This window comes from Sediminispirochaeta smaragdinae DSM 11293 (genome assembly GCF_000143985.1).
Taxonomy (GTDB): Bacteria; Spirochaetota; Spirochaetia; order DSM-16054; family Sediminispirochaetaceae; genus Sediminispirochaeta; species Sediminispirochaeta smaragdinae.
The window spans coordinates 3,456,530-3,476,214 of sequence record NC_014364.1 but is presented as its reverse complement, the minus strand read 5'-3'; the positions used below and the strand labels follow the sequence as shown (position 1 = coordinate 3,476,214).

Sequence of the window (19,685 nt, the reverse complement as noted above, 5' to 3'; positions counted from 1 at the left end):
ATGCAAATTTCTTCTTGGCGTTTGCCCGAAATATTTGTATCTTAGCTTCAGAAATAGCATTAGCTCTTCATTATTAAACACATTAATAACACTAATAGAGAAGCGAGGTTATGACGATGGCGAAACAGCTCAGTTTTAACGAAGAGGCCCGCAGATCACTGACCAGGGGCGTTGAGAAGATTTCCAACGCGGTAAAGGTTACCCTTGGGCCCAAGGGACGAAATGTTCTGATCGACAAGAAATTCGGTGCTCCTACAGTCACCAAAGACGGTGTTTCCGTCGCGAAAGAGGTTGAACTCGAAGATCCTTTTGAGAACATGGGTGCTCAGCTGCTGAAAGAGGTGGCGACCAAAACCAATGATGTTGCCGGTGACGGAACCACTACTGCGACGGTTCTTGCCTACTCCATTATCAAAGAGGGGATGAAGAGCGTTGCCGCCGGAATCAACCCCATGGGTATCAAGCGCGGAATCGACAAGGCTGTTGAAGATGCGATTGTGGAAATCAAGAAAAATGCAAAAGAGATCAAGGACAAGGAAGAGATTGCTCAGGTTGCAACCATTTCCGCCAACAACGATCGCGAGATTGGTGATGAGATCGCCAATGCGATGGAAAAGGTCGGAAAGGACGGTGTCATCACCGTTGAGGAGTCGAAGAACATCGACACTTCAACTGATTTCGTCGAGGGTATGCAGTTCGACCGCGGTTATCTTTCTCCCTATTTCGCAACCAACCGCGAAACCATGACCGCCGTTCTTGAAAGCCCTTATATTTTGATTCACGACAAAAAGATTTCCAACATGAAGGATCTCCTTCCCATTCTTGAGAAGGTTGCTCAGGCCAACAAGCCGATTCTTATCATTGCCGAGGATGTGGATGGTGAGGCTCTTGCCACCCTGGTTGTCAACAGCATCCGCGGAACCCTGAACGCCGTTGCGGTCAAGGCCCCGGGTTTTGGTGATCGCCGAAAGGCTATGCTCGAAGATATCGCCGTTCTTACCGGTGGGCAGGTGATCAGCGAAGAGCTCGGTATGAAGCTCGAAAGCACCGATCTTAGCCAGCTCGGTCAGGCAAAGACCGTCAAGGTTGAGAAAGAAAACACCACCATCATCAATGGTGAGGGTAAGGCTTCCGATCTTAAGGACCGAATTGCTCAGATCAAGGCTCAGATCGAGGATACCACCAGCGATTACGACCGCGAGAAGCTCCAGGAGCGACTTGCCAAATTGGCCGGCGGTGTCGCCGTGATCAATGTCGGTGCGGCAACCGAGGTTGAATTGAAGGAGAAGAAGCATCGGGTTGAGGATGCTCTTTCCGCCACCAGGGCAGCCATCGAAGAAGGGGTTATCCCCGGTGGTGGTCTTACCCTGATCCAGGCCGTACACGCCCTCGAGAAAAAGGATATTTCCTCCTTCGGTGATGAGGAGCAGGTAGGATACAGAATCGTTCGCCGTGCTCTGGAAGAGCCGATTCGTCAGATCGCCATCAATGCCGGTCTCGACGGTGCGATCATTGCCGACAAGGCAAAGCACGAGAAGAAGGGTATCGGTTTCGACGCTGGAAAGATGGAATGGACCGATATGCTCAAGGCTGGTATCATTGATCCTGCCAAGGTTACCCGCAGTGCTCTTCAGAATGCCGCTTCCATTGCAGCGCTTCTGCTTACCACCGAGTGCTCCATTACCGACCTGCCTGAGAAGGCTGAACCCGCTGCCGGTGCTCCTGGTGCCGGAATGGGAGGCATGGGCGGAATGGGAGGCATGGGCGGTATGATGTAACATCGCTTTTAGGCGATGGCAGCATACCGTTTCACGGTTTTCTGTCTTGACCATGTAGGGCCCCTGTGCCAAGGTGCGCGGGGGCCTTTTGTGTTTAATAGAGGGAACAGAGAACAATGAAAAGAGATGATTTTGTGTTTTCCATCGGATATCAGGGCGATACCGCTTTAATCGATTCCAGGACCGCCAGACACTATTCGAAGCTTTCCGCGGCCCAGCTTAGCGAACAGGGGTTGTTCCGTGCGGCTTTTCGCATGGCTCTGTATGACGATGACCGGGATTCGATGAAACTGGTCGTGGATGCTTATAACCGTGTCAGCGGGGCTCATCTTGAGGGTATCGATGATATGAAGCGCTTGCTCGGAGTCTTTTCGGTTCCGGAAGGGGTTACGAAGGTCTCAAGAATATGAGTTCTCGTAGGCCATTCTTGACTCAGCTGAGTATCCGTGGTACGTTTTTTCGAAATCAACATGAAAAGGTGCGTTTTCTATGATGGAGATGTTAGCTAATTTACCCATATTGATGGGAGCTCCGGAGGGTGCCGCAGCCAGCGGTGGTTCCGGACAGATGATGACGACATTCGTCACTTTTGGGCTCGTTATTCTGATTTTCTACTTTTTGATCATTCGTCCTCAGAATAAGAAGCAGAAAGATGCAAAACGGATGCTTGAGGCCTTAAAGAAGGGAGACCGGGTGGTCAGTATCGGCGGAATTCGCGGAACTGTTGTTTCCGTCAAGGATCAGACCGTTGTTTTGAAGGTGGACGATAATACCAAGCTCGAGTTTACCAAGAGTGCGATATCTACAGTAGTTGAACAGGGTAAGGAAGAGGCCTCTTCATCCAAGAAGGACGCCTAAGACCTTTCCCTGTCAAAAAGACAAATCCCTACCGGAGTTTAACGTATGAGCAAACGTTCACGTTTATTCATTGTGCTGCTGGTACTTGTCGTATGCGGGGTCTTTCTGTACCCCACGTTCGAGTGGTACTTTATGGTTCCGCAGGCGCAGAAAGAACTCGCAGCCGGAAGCAAGCAGCAGATTCAGGCTTATGCCAGAGGCCAGGCGGCAAAAGCTGTTGGAGAATTGAAATCCCTGGTCGCGGCGTCCGGTTCGGACGCTGTTCCCGAAAAATATGCTTATCTGATACCGATTGCTAAGGAGCACTACAAGCTCGACGGCAGGGACCTTCCGTCTAAATGGACAGTCTCAACCCTTTTGAAGGGGTTTAATACCGAAGAGGCGGCTTTCTCAGCAATCGAAGGATACTATCGGACCAAGTTGTTTGATCTGAAAGATGAGGGCGGGTCGGTCTTGCAACTCGGCCTCGACCTTTCCGGCGGTATGAGTATCCTGCTCGAAGCCGATCTCGACAGCCTTGAGAAGCGTCTCGGACATCCCCCAACGGTGGATGATCAAAACCAGGCTGTACAGCGGGCCATGGAGATCCTCAACAACCGAATCGACAAATTTGGTGTGACCGAGCCTCAGATTCGTCAGCAGGGAACGAACCAGATCAATATAGATATTCCCGGTGCGGCCGATCCCGAGCGAGTAAACTCGTTCCTCATGGGTAAGGGCTCCTTAAGTTTCCATATTGTCGATCAGGAACTGAGCCAGAAGGTCGTGCAGTACTTTCAGCAGAATCCCACAAAGGCCTACGATGATCAGGGGCATGTCATTACTCCCGATTTTGTTCCGGCCGGCTATATTGTTCGCGGATTCTATGAAAAAGATAGTTACGGTATCGATCAGCTAAGGCGCTGGGTTGTTGTTCGCGAAGAAGTCGGCCTTGACGGGAGTCACATCCAGAATGCGACCGTTGGAAATCATCCTGTTACAGGCAAGCCTGTCATCAATTTTACCCTTGATCAGGAGGGTGGCGAGATCTTCTTTCAGTTGACAAGCACAAACCAGAAAGGGACGCTTGCCATTTTAATGGATGACAAGGTCAAATCGATGGCGGTAATCAACGAGCCGATTCGTGAGCGTGTCCAGATGAGCGGCTTTGACCGAAAAGAGGCAAACGATCTCGCCCTGGTTCTGAGAACAGCGGCAATGCCGGTTGATTTGAAAATCAACAACCAGCAGGCCGTCGGCGCAAGTCTTGGTGAGGACTCGGTTCGTCAAGGTTTGAAGGCCATTACCTTGAGTTTTATCCTGGTCATTATTTTCATGCTTCTGTATTATCAGGTTGCCGGGATTGTTTCCGATATTGCCTTGATTTTGAACCTGGTCATCATGGTGTCGATCCTTTCGGCCTTTAACCTTACCCTTACCCTTACCAGTATCGCCGGTTTGATTCTGACGGTTGGTATGGCGGTCGACGCCAATGTTATTATCTTTGAGCGTATCAAAGAAGAGTATCGTCTTGGAAAGACGCCGGAGGCTTCGGCCAAAGCGGGTTTCAGAAAGGCGTTCTGGACCATCATGGATGCCAATATTACAACCTTTATCGCTGCATTGGTCCTCAGTCAGCTTGGTAGCGGGCCTGTTCAGGGTTTTGCAAACACCTTGGCTGTCGGTATTGTCAGTTCCATGTTTACCGCTTTGTTCGTCTCCAGACTCATCTTCGACTTCGGCATTGAGCAACTGAAGGTGAAAAAACTGAGTATCGGCTGGAGGATCAGATGACCAAAGTAGTACGATTTACCAAAATACGGTACCTCATGTTTGTAGTCTCCCTGTCCCTGATTCTTGCCGGTATTGTCGGCACGATTTCCTTGGGCGGTTTTAATCTTGGTATTGATTTTCAGGCGGGATTAAGCCAGCGGGTACAGATTGCTCCTGTGGGTTTTACGCTTTCGTATACCGGTTCCGGGGCGGCCACCCTCGATATCAACAGTGGTACCGCAGTTCTGGAGGTTCGTGGTGATGAGGGGGTCACAAAGCATCGGTTTCCTCTTGCCGATTATTCGACCATTCAGGCTCTTGCGGATGTGTTGAACGGCATAGACGGTATTACCGCCTCTGCACAGCGGCCTTCCGCCCGGCCCTCGACCATTGCTACGGGTCTTGATTTTCCCCTCTCGCTTTCGACTGAGGCGCAGGGAGTCAATGTTTCCCCGGATGGCACTGAGTCGGCCGTTGAAATAAATCAGATTCGAGATGCTTTAGCCACCTTTGATAATCCTCAGGTCCAGGTAGTCGGGGATCCTTCCCGTCAGGAATTCCTGCTGAGAATCGCCGATCCGGCGGGTGGAAATAAGGATGCCTACGAAAAGAAGATTGTTTTAGACCTCGAAAAGGCCTTTGGCGATGGTACTGCCGTGGTAAAGCAGTCCGATTATGTCGGCCCCCGGTTCAGCCAGGATCTTGCAAGCCAGTCTGTTAGTTTGACGATTCTTGCCCTGGTACTTATTCTCGTTTATATTTGGGTCAGGTTTCGGTTCGGATTCGCCATCTCGTCGATTACCGCCTTGGTCCATGATGTTCTGATCATGCTTGGCTTTATCGGTGTGTTCAGGCTGGAGGTCTCGACGACCACCATAGCGGCGGTTCTTACCATTGTCGGTTACTCTCTTAACGACACGATCGTCGTTTTCGACCGGATTCGTGAAAATATGGGCTTGATGAAGGACCGGCCCATGGATGTGATTATCGATACCAGTATTACACAGTCTTTGAGCAGAACCTTGATGACCAGTCTCACAACCTTGTTGGCTGTTCTCGCCCTTTACTTTTTCGGTACGGGTGCAATTAAGGATTTTGCCCTCAATTTGATTGTCGGTATTGTGGTCGGTACCTATTCTTCGATCTTTATCGCCAGTCCTGTGTTACTTGGAATCACCCGGGCTTCGGATAAGCGAAAGGCTAAAAAGCTTGGTTCTCATGCCCCGGCTTCCGGGACAAAGGGAGGCGCCGCACTGTCGGTCGAATCTTCGACTGCGGGTGAGGAATCGTCCGAACTTGTTTCCGGACCGGTTGAGATCCCAAAGGCCGATAGAAAGCTGAAAGGTAAACGACAGCAAAAACGGAAAAAATAGCGTAAATGATGGTCCGCTCCTGTCGGGGCGGGCTTTTTTTTGTATATTGAAAACGATGAATCGTAAGATTGTACTTTCAAAAACAATGGGTTTCTGTTTTGGTGTACGCCGCGCTCTCGATCTTGTTGAAAAGGCCCTTGCCGAGAAAGGGGATGGGCGTGTTGTTACCTTCGGTCCCATTATTCATAACTCCATCGTACTTGATTCCTTAGCAAGGCGCGGTGTCGTCGTTGTTCACAGCCTTGAGGAACTGCAGGACGGTGATCGGGTCGTCTTCCGGGCCCACGGTGTGCCAAAAAGTGTTTCCGACCAGGTGAGGCAAGCCGGATATGCAGTGTACGACGGTACCTGCCCCCGCGTCGGAAAATCCCAGAAGATCGTTCACGACTATTGTAAAAGAGGAGAAACGGTCTGTATGACCGGTGACCGGGAGCACGGGGAAGTGATTGCGGTAAGCAGCTATGGAGAGGGGGTTACGGTTCTCAACAACCGGATGGATGTGGAATCCTTTGAGCCCTCCGGACCTGTGCTTTTGATAAGCCAGACTACCTTTTCCCTGCCTCTTTTTGAAGAAATATCTTCTCTTCTTGAAAAGCGTTGTGATGAGCGAGGATTTTCCTTTGCTCGGTACAACACAATTTGTCCTGCTACTGCCACGCGACAAAAGGCTTTGGAGGAACTTGCCTCCGAGGTGGAGGCAATTGTGGTCGTCGGTGGAAAAAACAGTTCAAATACACGCCGATTATATGAGGCCGCCTTGCGACTTGTCTCTCGGGCATGGCATATTGAGGATGCTCGTGGGATCGTGTCAGAAATGGCGGATTACCGGAGCATCGGGATTACGGCCGGGGCTTCTACTCCGGATGATATTATTTTTGACGTAGAGGCTGCTTTAAAGGCGCTCTGAAGGATGGATATCATGGCAGAAATCGTTAGTGAAATTGAAAAGAGACGGGCGTTCCGTGCCATCGGTGAACAGGGCGTGCCCGAGGATGTGAAGCGACGGATTGCGAGGGCCGCACTTCTTGCCCCTTCCTGCGCCAATAAACAACCCTGGCGTTTTGTTATCGCTGATGAGGAGCCTGCACTATCTGTGGTGAGACAGTCCCTTTCCGGAGGAAACTACTGGGCAAAGAAGGCTCCCTTGTACCTTCTTGCTGTGACGGATCCCACCTTCGATTGCGATTTGGAAGATCGAAGAAGCTATGCGCTTTTTGATACGGGAATGGCTGTTATGAATCTTCAGCTTCAGGCTGTGGCCGAGGGGCTTGTGGCCCATCCCATAGCGGGTTTCTCCGACACCCAGCTGAAAAAGGGGCTCAAGATACCCGAATCGCACATTTTGATCACCATTGTGGTTGTGGGCTATCCCGGAGACGACAGCCATCTTTCGGAAAAACATCTTGTTTTGGAGTCAAGCAGACAGGAGCGAAGAGCCGTGGAAGATCTTGTTTCAAAAAACGGATGGTATTTCGATGAGTGACGAGGCGATTGATACGCTGCAGGATAGTCTTGAACGGATTCGGACCAAATCTGCCTTTATTTGTGATATGGATGGTGTTTTGTACCATGGGAATAGGCTTCTCGATGGAGCCGATCGCTTTATTACCTGGTTGCAACGGGAGAACAAACGCTTTCTTTTTCTTACCAATTCGAGTGAGCGTTCCCCCAAGGAGTTGCATCAGAAGCTTGCGAGGATGGGGGTTGATGTTGGTCCTGAGCATTTTTATACCAGCGCTCTGGCAACCGCAAGCTTTCTTGCCTCGCAGAAGCCCGAAGGTTCCGCTTATGTGATTGGAGAAGCAGGACTGATCAATGCGCTTTACGAGGTCGGTTATGCCATGAATGATATTAATCCCGATTATGTTGTCGTTGGCGAGAGCCGGAACTACAACACCGAGACACTGTTTCATGCGGTCTCTTTGGTGCGGGGTGGGGCTCGATTGATCGGCACAAATCCCGATTTGACCGGGCCTACCGAGCGGGGAATCGCGCCAGCCACAGGTGCCCTCATTACCCCCATTGCTCTTGCAGCCGAGGCTGAACCCTATTTTATCGGAAAGCCCAACCCCTTGATGATGCGCAGTGCGCTTAAACGGCTTGAATCGCGCAGGGAAGAGACGGTTATTATAGGGGACAGAATGGATACCGACATTAAATCGGGGCTTGAGAGCGAAATAGAGACGGTTCTCGTGCTTAGCGGAGTGACCGATCTTTCGAGAGCCGAAAGCTTTGCCTATCGCCCGCATCATATTTTGGAGGGGGTAGGAGCCATAGCTTCCTGATCTCTTCGTTTACCACCACGATTCCGGACACTATGTATACTAATAAGAGGCCTTGAGAAAGGGGCTGCTCTTTGCTCCTGCCGTCCTAATAAGCGCCCGCGCAAGGGAGCTTACCGGGTCCACCAGCATCACGTTTCGAAAAGGCCCTTCCCGGAGTGCAAGGGGAATTTCGGTACAACCGAGAATGATAGCATCGGCCCCTTTATTAATGAGGTATTCTGTCGCTTCCTGTAGCATTGCCTTTGCCTTCCCGGAGGCCGGACTTTTTGCCTTAAGACCCCAGCTGTGGTCGTAGATCGCCCCATGAACCTTCTCTGTCCACATCTGGTCGGTTTCGAGAGGAATAAAGCCGGCCTCTTGGATCGCATTTCTCCATACCCCGCTTTCCTTTGTCCCGATGGTCGAGAGAATGCCGACATGTGCCCCCGGGGCAAATCGCTGCCTAAGCTCTTCAACCGTCTGGTCGAGCATGTGAACTGGCTTGACGGCAGCGTGTAACTGCTCAAGTTGTTTTGTAAAGGCGTTCCAAACTAGTGGCGCATGAAAGGTATTGCAGGGAACCCCTGCTGCCAGAGACACAGGCATCTGATCCTCCGGACGCTGAAATGCTGTTACCGCAGATGCGACAAGTTCTGCCATGACCGTGCCGGGATTGGGCCCCTGAAGGTCGTGAAGAAACCGGGTACGGTCAGGAATGAGTCGTGATCGTGAGAGGTGGATCAGATCCAGATGGTCCTGGTCGCTTCCGTCAGTGATGGTGAAAGTGATGATCTTTTCGTGTAGCTTCACGCCGGCCATGGGACCGACTCCTCCCCCTATGATGATGGCTCCTCGTTTGTTTGCTGATCCTTCCTGCATGACGGCTCTCCTTTCCGTTTTTTTCTCTGGGAGGAAGAATATCGCCATCTGCAAAGCGATACAAGTGTCTCTCTTCCTTGACCCTGTGAACGATGAATCGTAGGATGAGGAGATGGATGGATTATATCTTGCAGAACGTTTGAGCCAACTTGGACTCTACGACTCTTTCAGACACCGATTGGAATATCGGCATCTTACCCAGGTGCTTCCTTCCGATGGTGAACTCCTCGCTGCTTCCGGTGGTGTATTCAGGGGAAAGCGTTGGCTTATCTTTCTTATGTCCGGTGGGTGGTTCTTTGTGAGTGCCAATCCGATTACCGGGCTTGAGCTGTTAAGCTTTTCCGATGATGCTGTCCTGCAGCTGGTGCCGAAAAAGGGGCTATTGTTTGGATCGCTTCTTCTTCGACTGGAGGAAAAGGAGGAACGGATCTCGAACATGAATCGTAATGCTCCCAATGCCTTTGCCGCTGTCTGGTCCCGAAAGGCTGGCAATTCGTGATCCTCTCTCATGTACAATATCCCTGTTCCGATTCTTCTTGTGCTCGCTGCTCTTTGATTATTGTGCACGGACTCTTTGGCGCGGGGATAAACTGGAGACGGATGGCAGAGCGGCTTTCTGATCTACGCGATGTCTATACCCTCGATCTCCGTAATCACGGAGAGAGCGGCCATGAAGAGGCCCTTGATTATCAGGTCATGGCCGCCGATGTTGCCGAAACCTGTAGGGCTCTGGGCATCGAACAGGCCATGTTTCTCGGCCACTCCATGGGGGGAAAGGTCGTTATGCAACTGGCCTTCGATTATCCCTCCCTCGTTCGTGGCCTTGTTGTCGCGGATATCGGCCCCGACGCTTACCAACACCGTTTTACCACCATTGTTGAGGCCCTGGGCTCTCTGGATCTTGGGGGCATACACGGCAGGGGAGAGGCTGATCAAAGGCTGGCCGCATCCATTGGGGACCGGCGGGTACGTACCTTTCTCCTTCAGAATCTGCGCCGGGACAAGGATGGGCATTTTTTCTGGCGTTTGAACCTTGCTTCGATCAGGACCCATCTCGATGATATCGCCGCTTCGGTAGGGGAGGGTGCGGCCCCCTCGTCCCTGCCTGTACTTTTTCTCGCCGGAGAGCGCTCTTCGTATCTGAACGACGGGCAGCGAAAAGCGGCCCTGTCACTGTTCCCCTCGGCTCGTTTTATCGAGGTCCCCAATGCCGGCCATTGGGTCCAGGTCGACAATCCCGATGCCTTTTTTCGCTTTGTAAGCCCCTTTCTCGCCTCCCTCGATCCTTCTTCTTGACAGTCGGCGGAGAAAACAGCATATTCTATACATAAGGCGTTGATGGAGACGAGTAGCGAAAGTGGCTTGACCTATAGAGAGGGGACCCTGTCGGGTATATTGTTATTGCCCGCCGGCTGAAAGGTTCCTGTCGGTCCTTCGTGAAAACCCCTCCTGAGCCGCAGACGGAACGAAGGGGTCTGTAGATTCTCTTCAAGTATGTTCTGCCGTATTTCCGGCGTTAACGGATCAATGAAGTGCCGTTTTGATCGAAGTGAAAAAGATCGAAACGGAAGTAAGGTGGAACCGCGAAGGGCCCCGGGCTTTTCGTCCTTACCTGCATGCAGGAAGGGGCGTGAAGTTCGGGGTTTTTTTATCGCTATACAGGAGGATTATATGTCGTTGCAAGGATTATCCCAGGAAGAAAAACTGCACAGAATTCGCCACTCTATGGCCCATGTTATGGCCGAGGCTGTCGTGGATCTTTTCCCCGGAACAAAAGTGGCTATCGGCCCCGCCATTGAAAACGGCTTTTACTATGATTTCGACTTTCCAAAACCTTTGGCAAACGATGATCTTGAGAAGATATCAGCCAAAATGAAGGATATCATCAAGGGAAAGCATCCCTTTCAGCGAAAGGTCATTAGTCGGGAAGAGGCTGAAAAACTCTTCAGCGGTAAGGGCGAGCAGTACAAGGTCGAACTTTTGAAGGCGATTCCCGAAGGTGAAGAGGTGTCCCTCTATTCGCAGGATAGCTTTACCGATCTCTGCCGGGGACCCCATGTGGAAAATACCGCCGATCTGAATGCCGAGGCCTTTAAGCTCCTTTCCATTGCCGGGGCTTATTGGCGCGGGAAGGAAACCAACCCCATGCTTACCCGTATCTACGGAACCGCCTGGGAGAATCCCAAGGAGCTTCGTCTCTATCTGAAGCATTTGGAAGAGATGGAAAAGCGGGATCATCGAAAACTGGGAAGGGAACTCGATCTTTTCAGCCTTCACGAGGAGGCCGGTCCGGGATTGGTCTATTGGCACCCCAAGGGGGCCAGAATCAGGCACCAGATCGAAACCTTTTGGAAGGATGAGCACTTTAAGAACGGTTATGAGCTGCTCTATACCCCTCATGTCGGAAAATCCTGGCTATGGGAGACCTCTGGACACCTCGATTTTTATGCCGAGGGGATGTATCCCGAGATGGTGATGGATAAGGCCAACTACTATGCCAAGCCGATGAACTGTCCCTTCCATATCATGATCTATAAAACCAATAAGCACTCTTATCGTGAACTGCCCTTTCGCTGGGCGGAACTCGGTACCGTCTATCGCTATGAAAAGTCCGGAACCCTTCACGGTCTCATGCGGGTAAGGGGCTTTACCCAGGACGATGCCCACATCTTTTGCACCCCTGAACAGGTGGAGGACGAAATCCTGGAGGTGCTGCGCTTTAGCCTCCATATGCTGCGAGCCTTCGGGTTTAGCGATATTCAGGCCTATCTCTCCACCAGGCCCGAAAAGGCTGTGGGCGATCCGGAACAGTGGAAACTGGCCGAAGCGTCACTGCAAAAGGCAATTGAGGCCGAGGGGCTTGCATACGAGGTTGATGAAGGAGGCGGTGCCTTCTATGGTCCGAAGATCGATTTGAAGGTAAAAGATGCCCTCGGCCGTTCGTGGCAACTCTCAACGGTTCAGTTCGACTTCAACGAACCCAAGCGCTTCGGCATGACCTTTGTCGATCATGACGGCAAGGAAAAGCAGCCCTACATGGTGCATCGTGCCTTACTTGGCTCTATTGAGCGCTTTTTTGGGGTGCTGATTGAGCACTACGGCGGGGCCTTTCCTGTCTGGCTTTCTCCTGTCCAGGTCCAGGTGATTCCCGTGGCTCCTGCCTTTGAAGCGTATGCAAAATCGGTTGAAACCGAGCTTCGCCGCCATGACCTTCGTGCGGATGTCGATCTTTCGGACAGCAGAATGAATGCAAAGATACGCAATGCCCAGAAAGAGAAGATCCCCTACATGCTGATTCTGGGTGAAAAGGAACAGGAAAGCCGAAGCGTATCGGTGAGAAAACGAAACGGCGAACAGGTTAATGGTCTTGCCCTTGATGAGTTTATCGCTCAGACCCTGAAGATTATCGCTTCAAAGGAAAATGTATGACCCATAATGAACCATATACACAGTTGCAAGACCTGGATCGAGAAATCAGAAACCTTGATTCGATCGCTCAGCTTCTATCCTGGGACCAGGAGACCGGTATGCCGCCAAAGGCGGTCACCGGTCGTGCCGAGCAGATATCGCTTATCGAAGGAATGGTTCACGACAGGGTAGCCGGAGAGGAAATGGCTTCGCTTCTCGAAGGGGCTGATACCTCCGACCCGCTGGTCAGAATGCTGCGGAGGGAGCACGATCGGGCAGTGAGGCTTCCCCGGCGGCTGGTGACGGAATTGGCCAAACAACAGACCACAGGCCAGCTTGCCTGGCGTCATGCCAAACAGGAGAACAACTATGAAGCCTTTCGGCCCTACCTTGAAGAGCTCTTGAAGCTGACTCGGGAAAAGGCCGACGCCATCGGCTGGGAAGATGATCGATATGATGCACTTTTGGATGAGTATGAGCCCTGGATGAAAAGTTCCACCGTTGACCGTCTTTTCGACGAGATGAGCTCCTTTCTTTCCTCCTTACTGGCCAGGATTCTCGATAAAAAAGCTGTCGACGATAGTTTTCTCTTCCTCCACTATCCCGAGGAGGGGCAGCGTCGTTTTTCCCGTGAGGTATCCGAAGCGATGGGCTTTGATTTTTCCCGCGGAACGATTGCCGAATCCGTGCATCCCTTTACCATCCGTCCCGGTGACGACGATATTCGTATAACCACGAAGTATGATGAGGGGGCATTCAAAACGGCCATTTTCGGAACAATCCATGAGACCGGTCATGCCCTCTATGAGCAGGGGGTTGCTCCCTCGTATGTCGGCACTATCCTGGGGCAGGGCAGCAGTCACGGAATCCACGAATCGCAGTCACGAACCTGGGAGAATATCATCGGAAGAAGTGCTGCCTTCTGGCGTTATTTTTATCCCAGATTGCAGGAGATTTTCCCCGAAAATCTCTCTTCCGTTCCGTTTGAGCGTTTTTTGCTTGCCGTGAATAAGGTGAGGCCCTCGGATATTCGTACGGAGGCCGATGAGGTCACCTATGGATTGCATATTGTTCTGCGCTATCGGCTTGAGCGAAAGATGCTTTCTGGAGATCTGTCTTTACGTGATCTTCCCGAGGCGTGGAACACCCTCAGTGAAGAGCTTCTGGGCTTCCGGCCTGAAACAGATGCCGTGGGTGTGCTGCAGGATACCCATTGGTCCGGAGGGGCCTTTGGTTACTTTCCTACATATGCCCTGGGGAATCTTTACGGTGCCCAGCTTTTTGCCGCTCTGCGAAAGGAGGTCTCTGACCTTGATGAGCAGATAGCTGCAGGACACTTTCATGTGCCGCTTTCCTGGTTGACGGAAAAGGTGTATCGCCATGGGGCGGCCCGTACGGCGAATGAGCTTATGACATCGGTAAGCGGAGAGCCGGTACAAGCTTCTTACTTTGCCAGATACCTCGAGGAGAAGTATACTGGTTTGTATGGGCTATAGCACGCTTGTTGCAGAAAATATTTATACCTGGCTCTTTTTTGCCTCTTTTTTCTTCGGATGCGCCGTCGGAATCCTTCCGGCGGCCTTGTTGCGGCGGTTTTCAGGACGAAAAAACGGGCACATCTCGATTACGCTTTCACTCTTTCTTCTTATCCTTGCCGCCGTATCGTTGCTATGCGCCATCTTTTTTGTTTCTCTGCCTCAGGTGCTGTGGGACAAGTCTCTGCTCTTTTTCTGTCTTGCTGTTTTTGCCCTCGGGATGCTCGTTCGGTTGGGGTGGCAGGTACTGCTTCCTCTTCTGCTTGCCCTGCTTCTCATCTTCAGCCTTCAGCTTTACCATGATCTTGACGGCTGGTTTCCTCTTGCCGACGGAAGGGTGTTAGGCGAGTTTCGCCTGATTCGTCTTACCGAACAAACCGTTGATGTTGATCTCTTGTCAGGCGGCTTCCTTCGCTCCGCTCTCTTCCGTCTTGATGATGGGCGGATATATATCCCCTATCGTCGGCTGAGGTCCGATCCCCGCCTTTTTTTTCTGCCTTCCACAGGTTTTGTTACTTCGCAAGACGTCGATGCCCCTGTGCCGTTTTCGTCGCCCGCTGCCAGGATGATGACAAGATTGAGACTATGGTCTCTATCCTCCGAGCTCTCTGAATCCGCCGAAGCTCGAACGCTAGAGCAGTATGGCGTCTACGTTTTCAAAAAAGCCGATCGCTTTGTGGTTGATATTCGATCTCTGCCTGCCGATAGATGAAACAATGATTGTTGTCTTGTATAAAGCCGACCGGTCCGGAAGGACACGATACTATACCCTCCATGATCGGCAGGGAAACCTTTTTTCCCCGTACTCTCTTTCCATTTTGTGGGGGAATGCACCCGGAGCAGGACGTGAGCGTGAATACGTGTTCAGCACTGGGAAAGAGAAAGAGCGAATGATCCGGACGCGGATTAGAAAGCGTCTTCGCAGTGGATACCATCATCTGTACAGTTTTTCTCGCAAACCGGAGGAGCGTCGTTTCCTTAGGCAGGAAGTGATTAACTTGTAACTGTTGTCCCCATGGGATTGACGAAACGTTTTGTAAAAACTAATGTCAATGTATGAATTTACCAAACAAATTGACCGTTTTTCGGCTTATCCTTTCTCCACTTTATTTTATCGTTTTTTTTCTGCCTGTCTGGACGGGGAGATGGGAGATGGTTTCGGCTTTTGTACTTCTTGTGATTTTTCTCGGCATTGAAGCCAGCGATGTGCTCGACGGACATATTGCCCGATCCCGAAATCTTGTAACCGACATAGGAAAGGTTCTTGATCCCTTTGCCGATGTATTTAGTCGGATGACCTACTTTATTTGTTTTTCTGCAGTAGGCTTGATGCCTGTATGGATCTTTGTCATCCTTATCTACCGGGAACTTGCCATCACCTTTCTCCGCATGTACATGATCAAGAAGGGTTTTGTGATGGCTGCGTCGATATGGGGAAAGATCAAGGCGGTCTTTTACGCTTTTTCGGGAATTATCGGATTGGCGACCATCTTTACCGAACGTCTTTCTCCCTCTTCGGGGGCACTGCCGACCCTACGTAATATCAGCCTTGTTATCTTTTTGATTGCCGCTTTTGCTTCGGTGGCTTCCTTTCTTACCTATGTGAGGACGGTCGTTATCTTGGAGCGTTCCGGTGGGACTAGTAAGGTCTAAAAAAGGCTAAGGGAGGCTTGTGCAAAACCTTGCAGCTTTTCGTACCGAATCGATTTCACTGCGATTTCTCTTTACCGATATAGACGATACGGTCACAACCGACGGCCGTGTAACAGCCGATGCATATGAGGCGATTTGGAGGCTTTCCAGGGCGGGTATCTCCGTTATTCCTGTTACCGGCCGTCCCGCAGGATGGTGCGATCTCATTATCCGGCAGTGGCCGGTAGATGCAGTGGTCGGCGAAAATGGGGCCTTTGTTTACTATCGTACCACAGATGGTTCCATCCGTACCTATACCCATCCTTCGATCGCCGATGAAGACCTGACATCCCGTCTCGCAGAGGTGCGGAAAGCCGTGCTGAAAGAGGTCCCGGGGAGTAGGGTCGCCCGTGATCAATTTTGCCGTAAATACGATCTCGCCATCGATTTTCGGGAAGATCCTCCCGATCTTGGGCTCGAAGCCGCCGAGCAGATAAAACAGGTCTGTGAACGTTTTGGGGCGGTCGCGAAGATCAGCTCGATTCATGTCAATTGCTGGTTCGGATCTTACGACAAGCTTTCCATGGTTACCGCCTTTATGCAGTACCGATACGGTATCGATGAGGCTGAATTAAAGCAGACTGCGGTATTTTGTGGGGATTCTCCAAATGATGAACCGATGTTTGCCTTTTTCCCTCACTCGTTTGGGGTCGGTAACATCGCTGATTTTGCCCATCTGATGCGCCATCTACCCGCCTGGGCGGCTTCGAAACGGGGTGGAGAAGGTTTCGCCGAAATCATCGGAGCACTTTTGCGGGAGGGGCGAGGTAGCGGACGAAGAAAACGTGTGCCCGTAAGCGGAGACCAACTCCGTATCGCGATTTTTACCGATTCTTTTTTACCTCAGGTCAATGGCGTAGTCACTTCAATTATGAAACTTGCCGAGAACCTTGCGGAGCGGGGGCATTATGTGCTGATTTTTGCCCCAGCCCATCGGAAACGGCCGGACTATTCACATGAAAATGTGGATGTACACCTGATTCCGTCGATTCCTGCGAACTTTTATGAAGATTTTCGTTGGGTGGCGCCCTACGACTACAGCGTGTATCGAATACTTCGGAAATGCAACATCGATATTGTACACGCTATGACACCCACGCTTGTCTCCTTCCTTGGAATTCGTTTTGCAAGGCGCCTGGGACTGCCTGTTGTGTTTTCCTTTCATACGCTTATCAGCGATCCTGCCTATTACGAGCATATGTTTAAAGGGCTGATAAAGATCGAAGCAAAAACGGTGTGGAAGTTCTGCAACTATTTTAATAATGCCTCTGATCTCGTGGTGGCACCTTCCCGGGTCACCGCAAGGCTATTGCAGGAGAATGGTTGCGAGAGTGATGTCATAACCATCTCCAATGGGATAGATCCGAGAGATTTCGATAACAGCCGGGCCGATGAATTCAAAAAACGGTTCGGTTTGAAGGGGAGGACTATCCTCTATATTGGCCGCCTTGCAACGGAAAAAAGTGTACCGATACTTATAAAGGCTTTTGACCGAATCTACCCTGCTGTTCAGGATGCCAGATTGCTCATCATCGGTGATGGTCCGGAGCGGGAAGAGCTCGTGAGTCTTGCGGCCTCTCTTCCCTCGTCGGAGGCGATCATTTTTACCGGGAAGATGGAACGAAAGGAGCTTGTTGCTTCGGGTGTTTTTGGCGCCTGTGAGCTCTTTGCCTCTCCTTCTCGGACCGAAACGCAGGGAATTTCCATTCTGGAGGCTCTGGTGAACCGCCTTCCCTGTGTCGTCGTTAATGAGGGGGCTGTTCCCGAGTTGATCCATGACGGTGTGAACGGTATGGTTGTTCCCTCAGAAAATGTGGGTGCCATGGCGAAAAGCCTGAAGTCGCTACTTCTTGACGATGAACTCCGGCGTTCTTTGGCGAATTTCCCTGAGGCCATGATTGCTCCACATTATCTTTCCCGTGTGATTCGTGAGTGGGAGATGCGCTACTACCATCTTCTGATGCGTAATGCGGCCGGATCCTTACCGAAAAGGCCGGAACTTGCCCTTCATCGTATGATTTCCATTATTAGAGATTTTTCATTTGACACTTCCTTGCGGAGTAAACTCGAACGGGCTTTTGTGCATTTCTCTTTTCGGGAAAAAGAGGGGCGGTAATGTTTCTTTTCATGAACTTTTTACAGAATGGTTGACATAAATAGCTCAGATAGATATAGTTGCCAACGTCGCCGAAACAAAAGGCGCTGACCATCAGGTCGGTGAAGACAGTAAATCACTTTCGTTGCAGTTGACACTGAAACCACGAGCTGATATGCTGACTTTCCGATGTTTGAAAAACATCGGTGGCGATTGCCTTTGTGTTCAATGCCTGACCGGCAAGAAACTTGAAAAGGTTGCTTGACAAGGTTGAGGAGATTTGGTACAACTGGCGTCACGCTCATGAGAGTGAGGAACTTTTATGAGTGAGAAAGGATCTTTGTCAGAGGAAATAGGGAAGGGAAGAAAAGTATCCGACGCGAGCGAAAACGGGTTGGGATAAGGACTTTTTATAAGTAAGAAGTCAACATCTTCGGATGTTGAACATACTATAATGGAGAGTTTGATCCTGGCTCAGAACGAACGCTGGCGGCGCGTTTTAAGCATGCAAGTCGAGGGGTAGAAAGTCTTCGGACTTTTGAGACCGGCGAACGGGTGAGTAACACGTAGATAATCTGTCTTGGGATGGGGGATAGCCCATGGAAACATGGGGTAATACCGCATAAGCTCTTTTACCCATAAGGGTGATAGAGGAAAGGCGCTTAGGCGTCGACCTAAGAGGAGTCTGCGGTCCATTATGTTAGTTGGTGGGGTAAAGGCCTACCAAGGCGGCGATGGATAGCCGGCCTGAGAGGGTGAACGGCCACACTGGGACTGAGACACGGCCCAGACTCCTACGGGAGGCAGCAGCTAAGAATCTTCCGCAATGGGCGAAAGCCTGACGGAGCGACGCCGCGTGAACGAAGAAGGCCGAAAGGTTGTAAAGTTCTTTTCTTGGAGAGGAATAAGCCTATCAGGAAATGGATGGGTGATGACGTTAACCGAGGAAAAAGCCCCGGCTAATTACGTGCCAGCAGCCGCGGTAACACGTAAGGGGCGAGCGTTGTTCGGAATTATTGGGCGTAAAGGGCGCGTAGGCGGCATGGCAAGTCAGGTGTGAAAGGCTCCAGCTCAACTGGAGAAACGCGCTTGAAACTGTCGTGCTGGAGTCTAGGAGGGGAAGCTGGAATTCCTAGTGTAGGGGTGAAATCTGTAGATATTAGGAAGAACACCGGTGGCGAAGGCGAGCTTCTGGCCATAGACTGACGCTGAGGCGCGAAAGCGTGGGGAGCGAACAGGATTAGATACCCTGGTAGTCCACGCCGTAAACGATGTGCACTGGGTGTCGGCCCGTTGGGGTCGGTGCCGAAGCAAACGCGATAAGTGCACCGCCTGGGGAGTATGCTCGCAAGGGTGAAACTCAAAGGAATTGACGGGGGCCCGCACAAGCGGTGGAGCATGTGGTTTAATTCGATGATACGCGAGAAACCTTACCAGGGCTTGACATATGGTGGACGGTGGTAGAGATACCGCTTCCCTTCGGGGCCGCTATACAGGTGCTGCATGGCTGTCGTCAGCTCGTGCTGTGAAGTGTTGGGTTAAGTCCCGCAACGAGCGCAACCCCTGCTATCTGTTGCCATCATTAAGTTGGGGACTCAGATGGAACTGCCGGTGACAAACCGGAGGAAGGTGGGGACGACGTCAAGTCATCATGGCCCTTATGTCCTGGGCTACACACGTGCTACAATGAACGGTACAGAGCGCCGCGAGACCGCGAGGTCAAGCAAATCGCAAAAAGCCGTTCTCAGTACAGATTGGAGTCTGAAACCCGACTCCATGAAGGTGGAATCGCTAGTAATCGCGCATCAGCATGGCGCGGTGAATACGTTCCCGGGCCTTGTACACACCGCCCGTCACACCACCCGAGTTGGGGGTACCCGAAGTCGCTAGTCTAACCGGTAACGGAGGACGGTGCCGAAGGTATGCCTAGTAAGGGGGGTGAAGTCGTAACAAGGTAGCCGTACCGGAAGGTGCGGCTGGATCACCTCCTTTCTGATAAGAAAGATAAGATCATTCTGATCCTTTGAGCTAACGCGTCGGTACTTCTTCCT

Annotated in this window: 16 protein-coding genes and 1 rRNA gene; 16 read left to right on the top strand and 1 reads right to left on the bottom strand. The window is 51.3% G+C overall.

What is annotated here, in order from left to right; all coding sequences use genetic code 11:
* Positions 1–116 precede the first annotated feature (116 nt).
* From groL to SPIRS_RS16325, 8 genes are all read left to right on the top strand, one after another.
* A complete protein-coding gene (gene groL / locus SPIRS_RS16360; RefSeq protein WP_013255797.1) occupies positions 117–1,778 on the top strand; it encodes a chaperonin GroEL in 1,662 nt (553 codons plus the stop codon).
* A 116-nt stretch (positions 1,779–1,894) separates the two neighbouring features.
* A complete protein-coding gene (locus SPIRS_RS16355; RefSeq protein ID WP_013255796.1) occupies positions 1,895–2,188 on the top strand; it encodes a hypothetical protein in 294 nt (97 codons plus the stop codon).
* Between the two features lie 79 nt (positions 2,189–2,267).
* Positions 2,268–2,636: a preprotein translocase subunit YajC gene (gene yajC / locus SPIRS_RS16350; protein WP_013255795.1), complete on the top strand. Its 369-nt coding sequence runs from the start codon at positions 2,268–2,270 to the stop codon at positions 2,634–2,636.
* 45 nt (positions 2,637–2,681) lie between these two features.
* Positions 2,682–4,409 carry a protein translocase subunit SecD gene (gene secD / locus SPIRS_RS16345; RefSeq protein ID WP_013255794.1) on the top strand — a complete coding sequence of 576 codons (1,728 nt, stop codon included), beginning with the start codon at positions 2,682–2,684 and terminating at the stop codon, positions 4,407–4,409.
* A complete protein-coding gene (gene secF / locus SPIRS_RS16340) occupies positions 4,406–5,761 on the top strand; it encodes a protein translocase subunit SecF (RefSeq protein ID WP_013255793.1) in 1,356 nt (451 codons plus the stop codon). The genes secD and secF overlap by 4 nt, the downstream gene beginning before the upstream one ends.
* A gap of 55 nt (positions 5,762–5,816) precedes the next feature.
* Positions 5,817–6,668, top strand: a complete 852-nt coding sequence (gene ispH, locus SPIRS_RS16335; protein WP_013255792.1) for a 4-hydroxy-3-methylbut-2-enyl diphosphate reductase — start codon at positions 5,817–5,819, stop codon at positions 6,666–6,668.
* 12 nt (positions 6,669–6,680) lie between these two features.
* Positions 6,681–7,244: a nitroreductase family protein gene (locus SPIRS_RS16330; protein ID WP_013255791.1), complete on the top strand. Its 564-nt coding sequence runs from the start codon at positions 6,681–6,683 to the stop codon at positions 7,242–7,244.
* Positions 7,237–8,046: an HAD-IIA family hydrolase gene (locus SPIRS_RS16325; RefSeq protein WP_013255790.1), complete on the top strand. Its 810-nt coding sequence runs from the start codon at positions 7,237–7,239 to the stop codon at positions 8,044–8,046. The genes SPIRS_RS16330 and SPIRS_RS16325 overlap by 8 nt, the downstream gene beginning before the upstream one ends.
* 39 nt (positions 8,047–8,085) lie before the next feature.
* Here the strand turns inward: SPIRS_RS16325 and SPIRS_RS16320 are convergent, their stop codons facing one another.
* Positions 8,086–8,904: an aspartate/glutamate racemase family protein gene (locus tag SPIRS_RS16320; RefSeq protein WP_013255789.1), complete on the bottom strand. Its 819-nt coding sequence runs from the start codon at positions 8,902–8,904 to the stop codon at positions 8,086–8,088.
* A 112-nt stretch (positions 8,905–9,016) separates the two neighbouring features.
* Here SPIRS_RS16320 and SPIRS_RS16315 point away from each other — a divergent pair, with 112 nt between their 5' ends.
* From SPIRS_RS16315 to SPIRS_RS16275, 8 genes are all read left to right on the top strand, one after another.
* Positions 9,017–9,403 (top strand): hypothetical protein, encoded by a 387-nt coding sequence (locus tag SPIRS_RS16315; protein ID WP_013255788.1) that lies wholly within the window; start codon positions 9,017–9,019, stop codon positions 9,401–9,403.
* Positions 9,400–10,200, top strand: a complete 801-nt coding sequence (locus SPIRS_RS16310) for an alpha/beta fold hydrolase (RefSeq protein ID WP_013255787.1) — start codon at positions 9,400–9,402, stop codon at positions 10,198–10,200. The genes SPIRS_RS16315 and SPIRS_RS16310 overlap by 4 nt, the downstream gene beginning before the upstream one ends.
* 375 nt (positions 10,201–10,575) lie before the next feature.
* A complete protein-coding gene (gene thrS / locus SPIRS_RS16305) occupies positions 10,576–12,333 on the top strand; it encodes a threonine--tRNA ligase (RefSeq protein WP_013255786.1) in 1,758 nt (585 codons plus the stop codon).
* On the top strand, positions 12,330–13,808 hold the full coding sequence (locus SPIRS_RS16300) for a carboxypeptidase M32 (RefSeq protein WP_013255785.1): 1,479 nt from the start codon (positions 12,330–12,332) through the stop codon (positions 13,806–13,808). Before thrS ends, SPIRS_RS16300 begins: the two co-directional genes overlap by 4 nt.
* Positions 13,798–14,559 carry a hypothetical protein gene (locus tag SPIRS_RS16295; RefSeq protein WP_013255784.1) on the top strand — a complete coding sequence of 254 codons (762 nt, stop codon included), beginning with the start codon at positions 13,798–13,800 and terminating at the stop codon, positions 14,557–14,559. The genes SPIRS_RS16300 and SPIRS_RS16295 overlap by 11 nt, the downstream gene beginning before the upstream one ends.
* Positions 14,560–14,903: 344 nt before the next feature.
* Positions 14,904–15,500: a CDP-diacylglycerol--glycerol-3-phosphate 3-phosphatidyltransferase gene (gene pgsA, locus SPIRS_RS16285; RefSeq protein ID WP_013255782.1), complete on the top strand. Its 597-nt coding sequence runs from the start codon at positions 14,904–14,906 to the stop codon at positions 15,498–15,500.
* Positions 15,501–15,519: 19 nt separating this feature from the next.
* Complete coding sequence (locus SPIRS_RS16280) at positions 15,520–17,655, top strand: HAD-IIB family hydrolase (RefSeq protein WP_013255781.1); 2,136 nt, start codon at positions 15,520–15,522, stop codon at positions 17,653–17,655.
* Positions 17,656–18,085: 430 nt separating this feature from the next.
* A 16S ribosomal RNA gene (locus SPIRS_RS16275) occupies positions 18,086–19,626 on the top strand.
* The last annotated feature ends 59 nt before the right edge of the window (positions 19,627–19,685 follow it).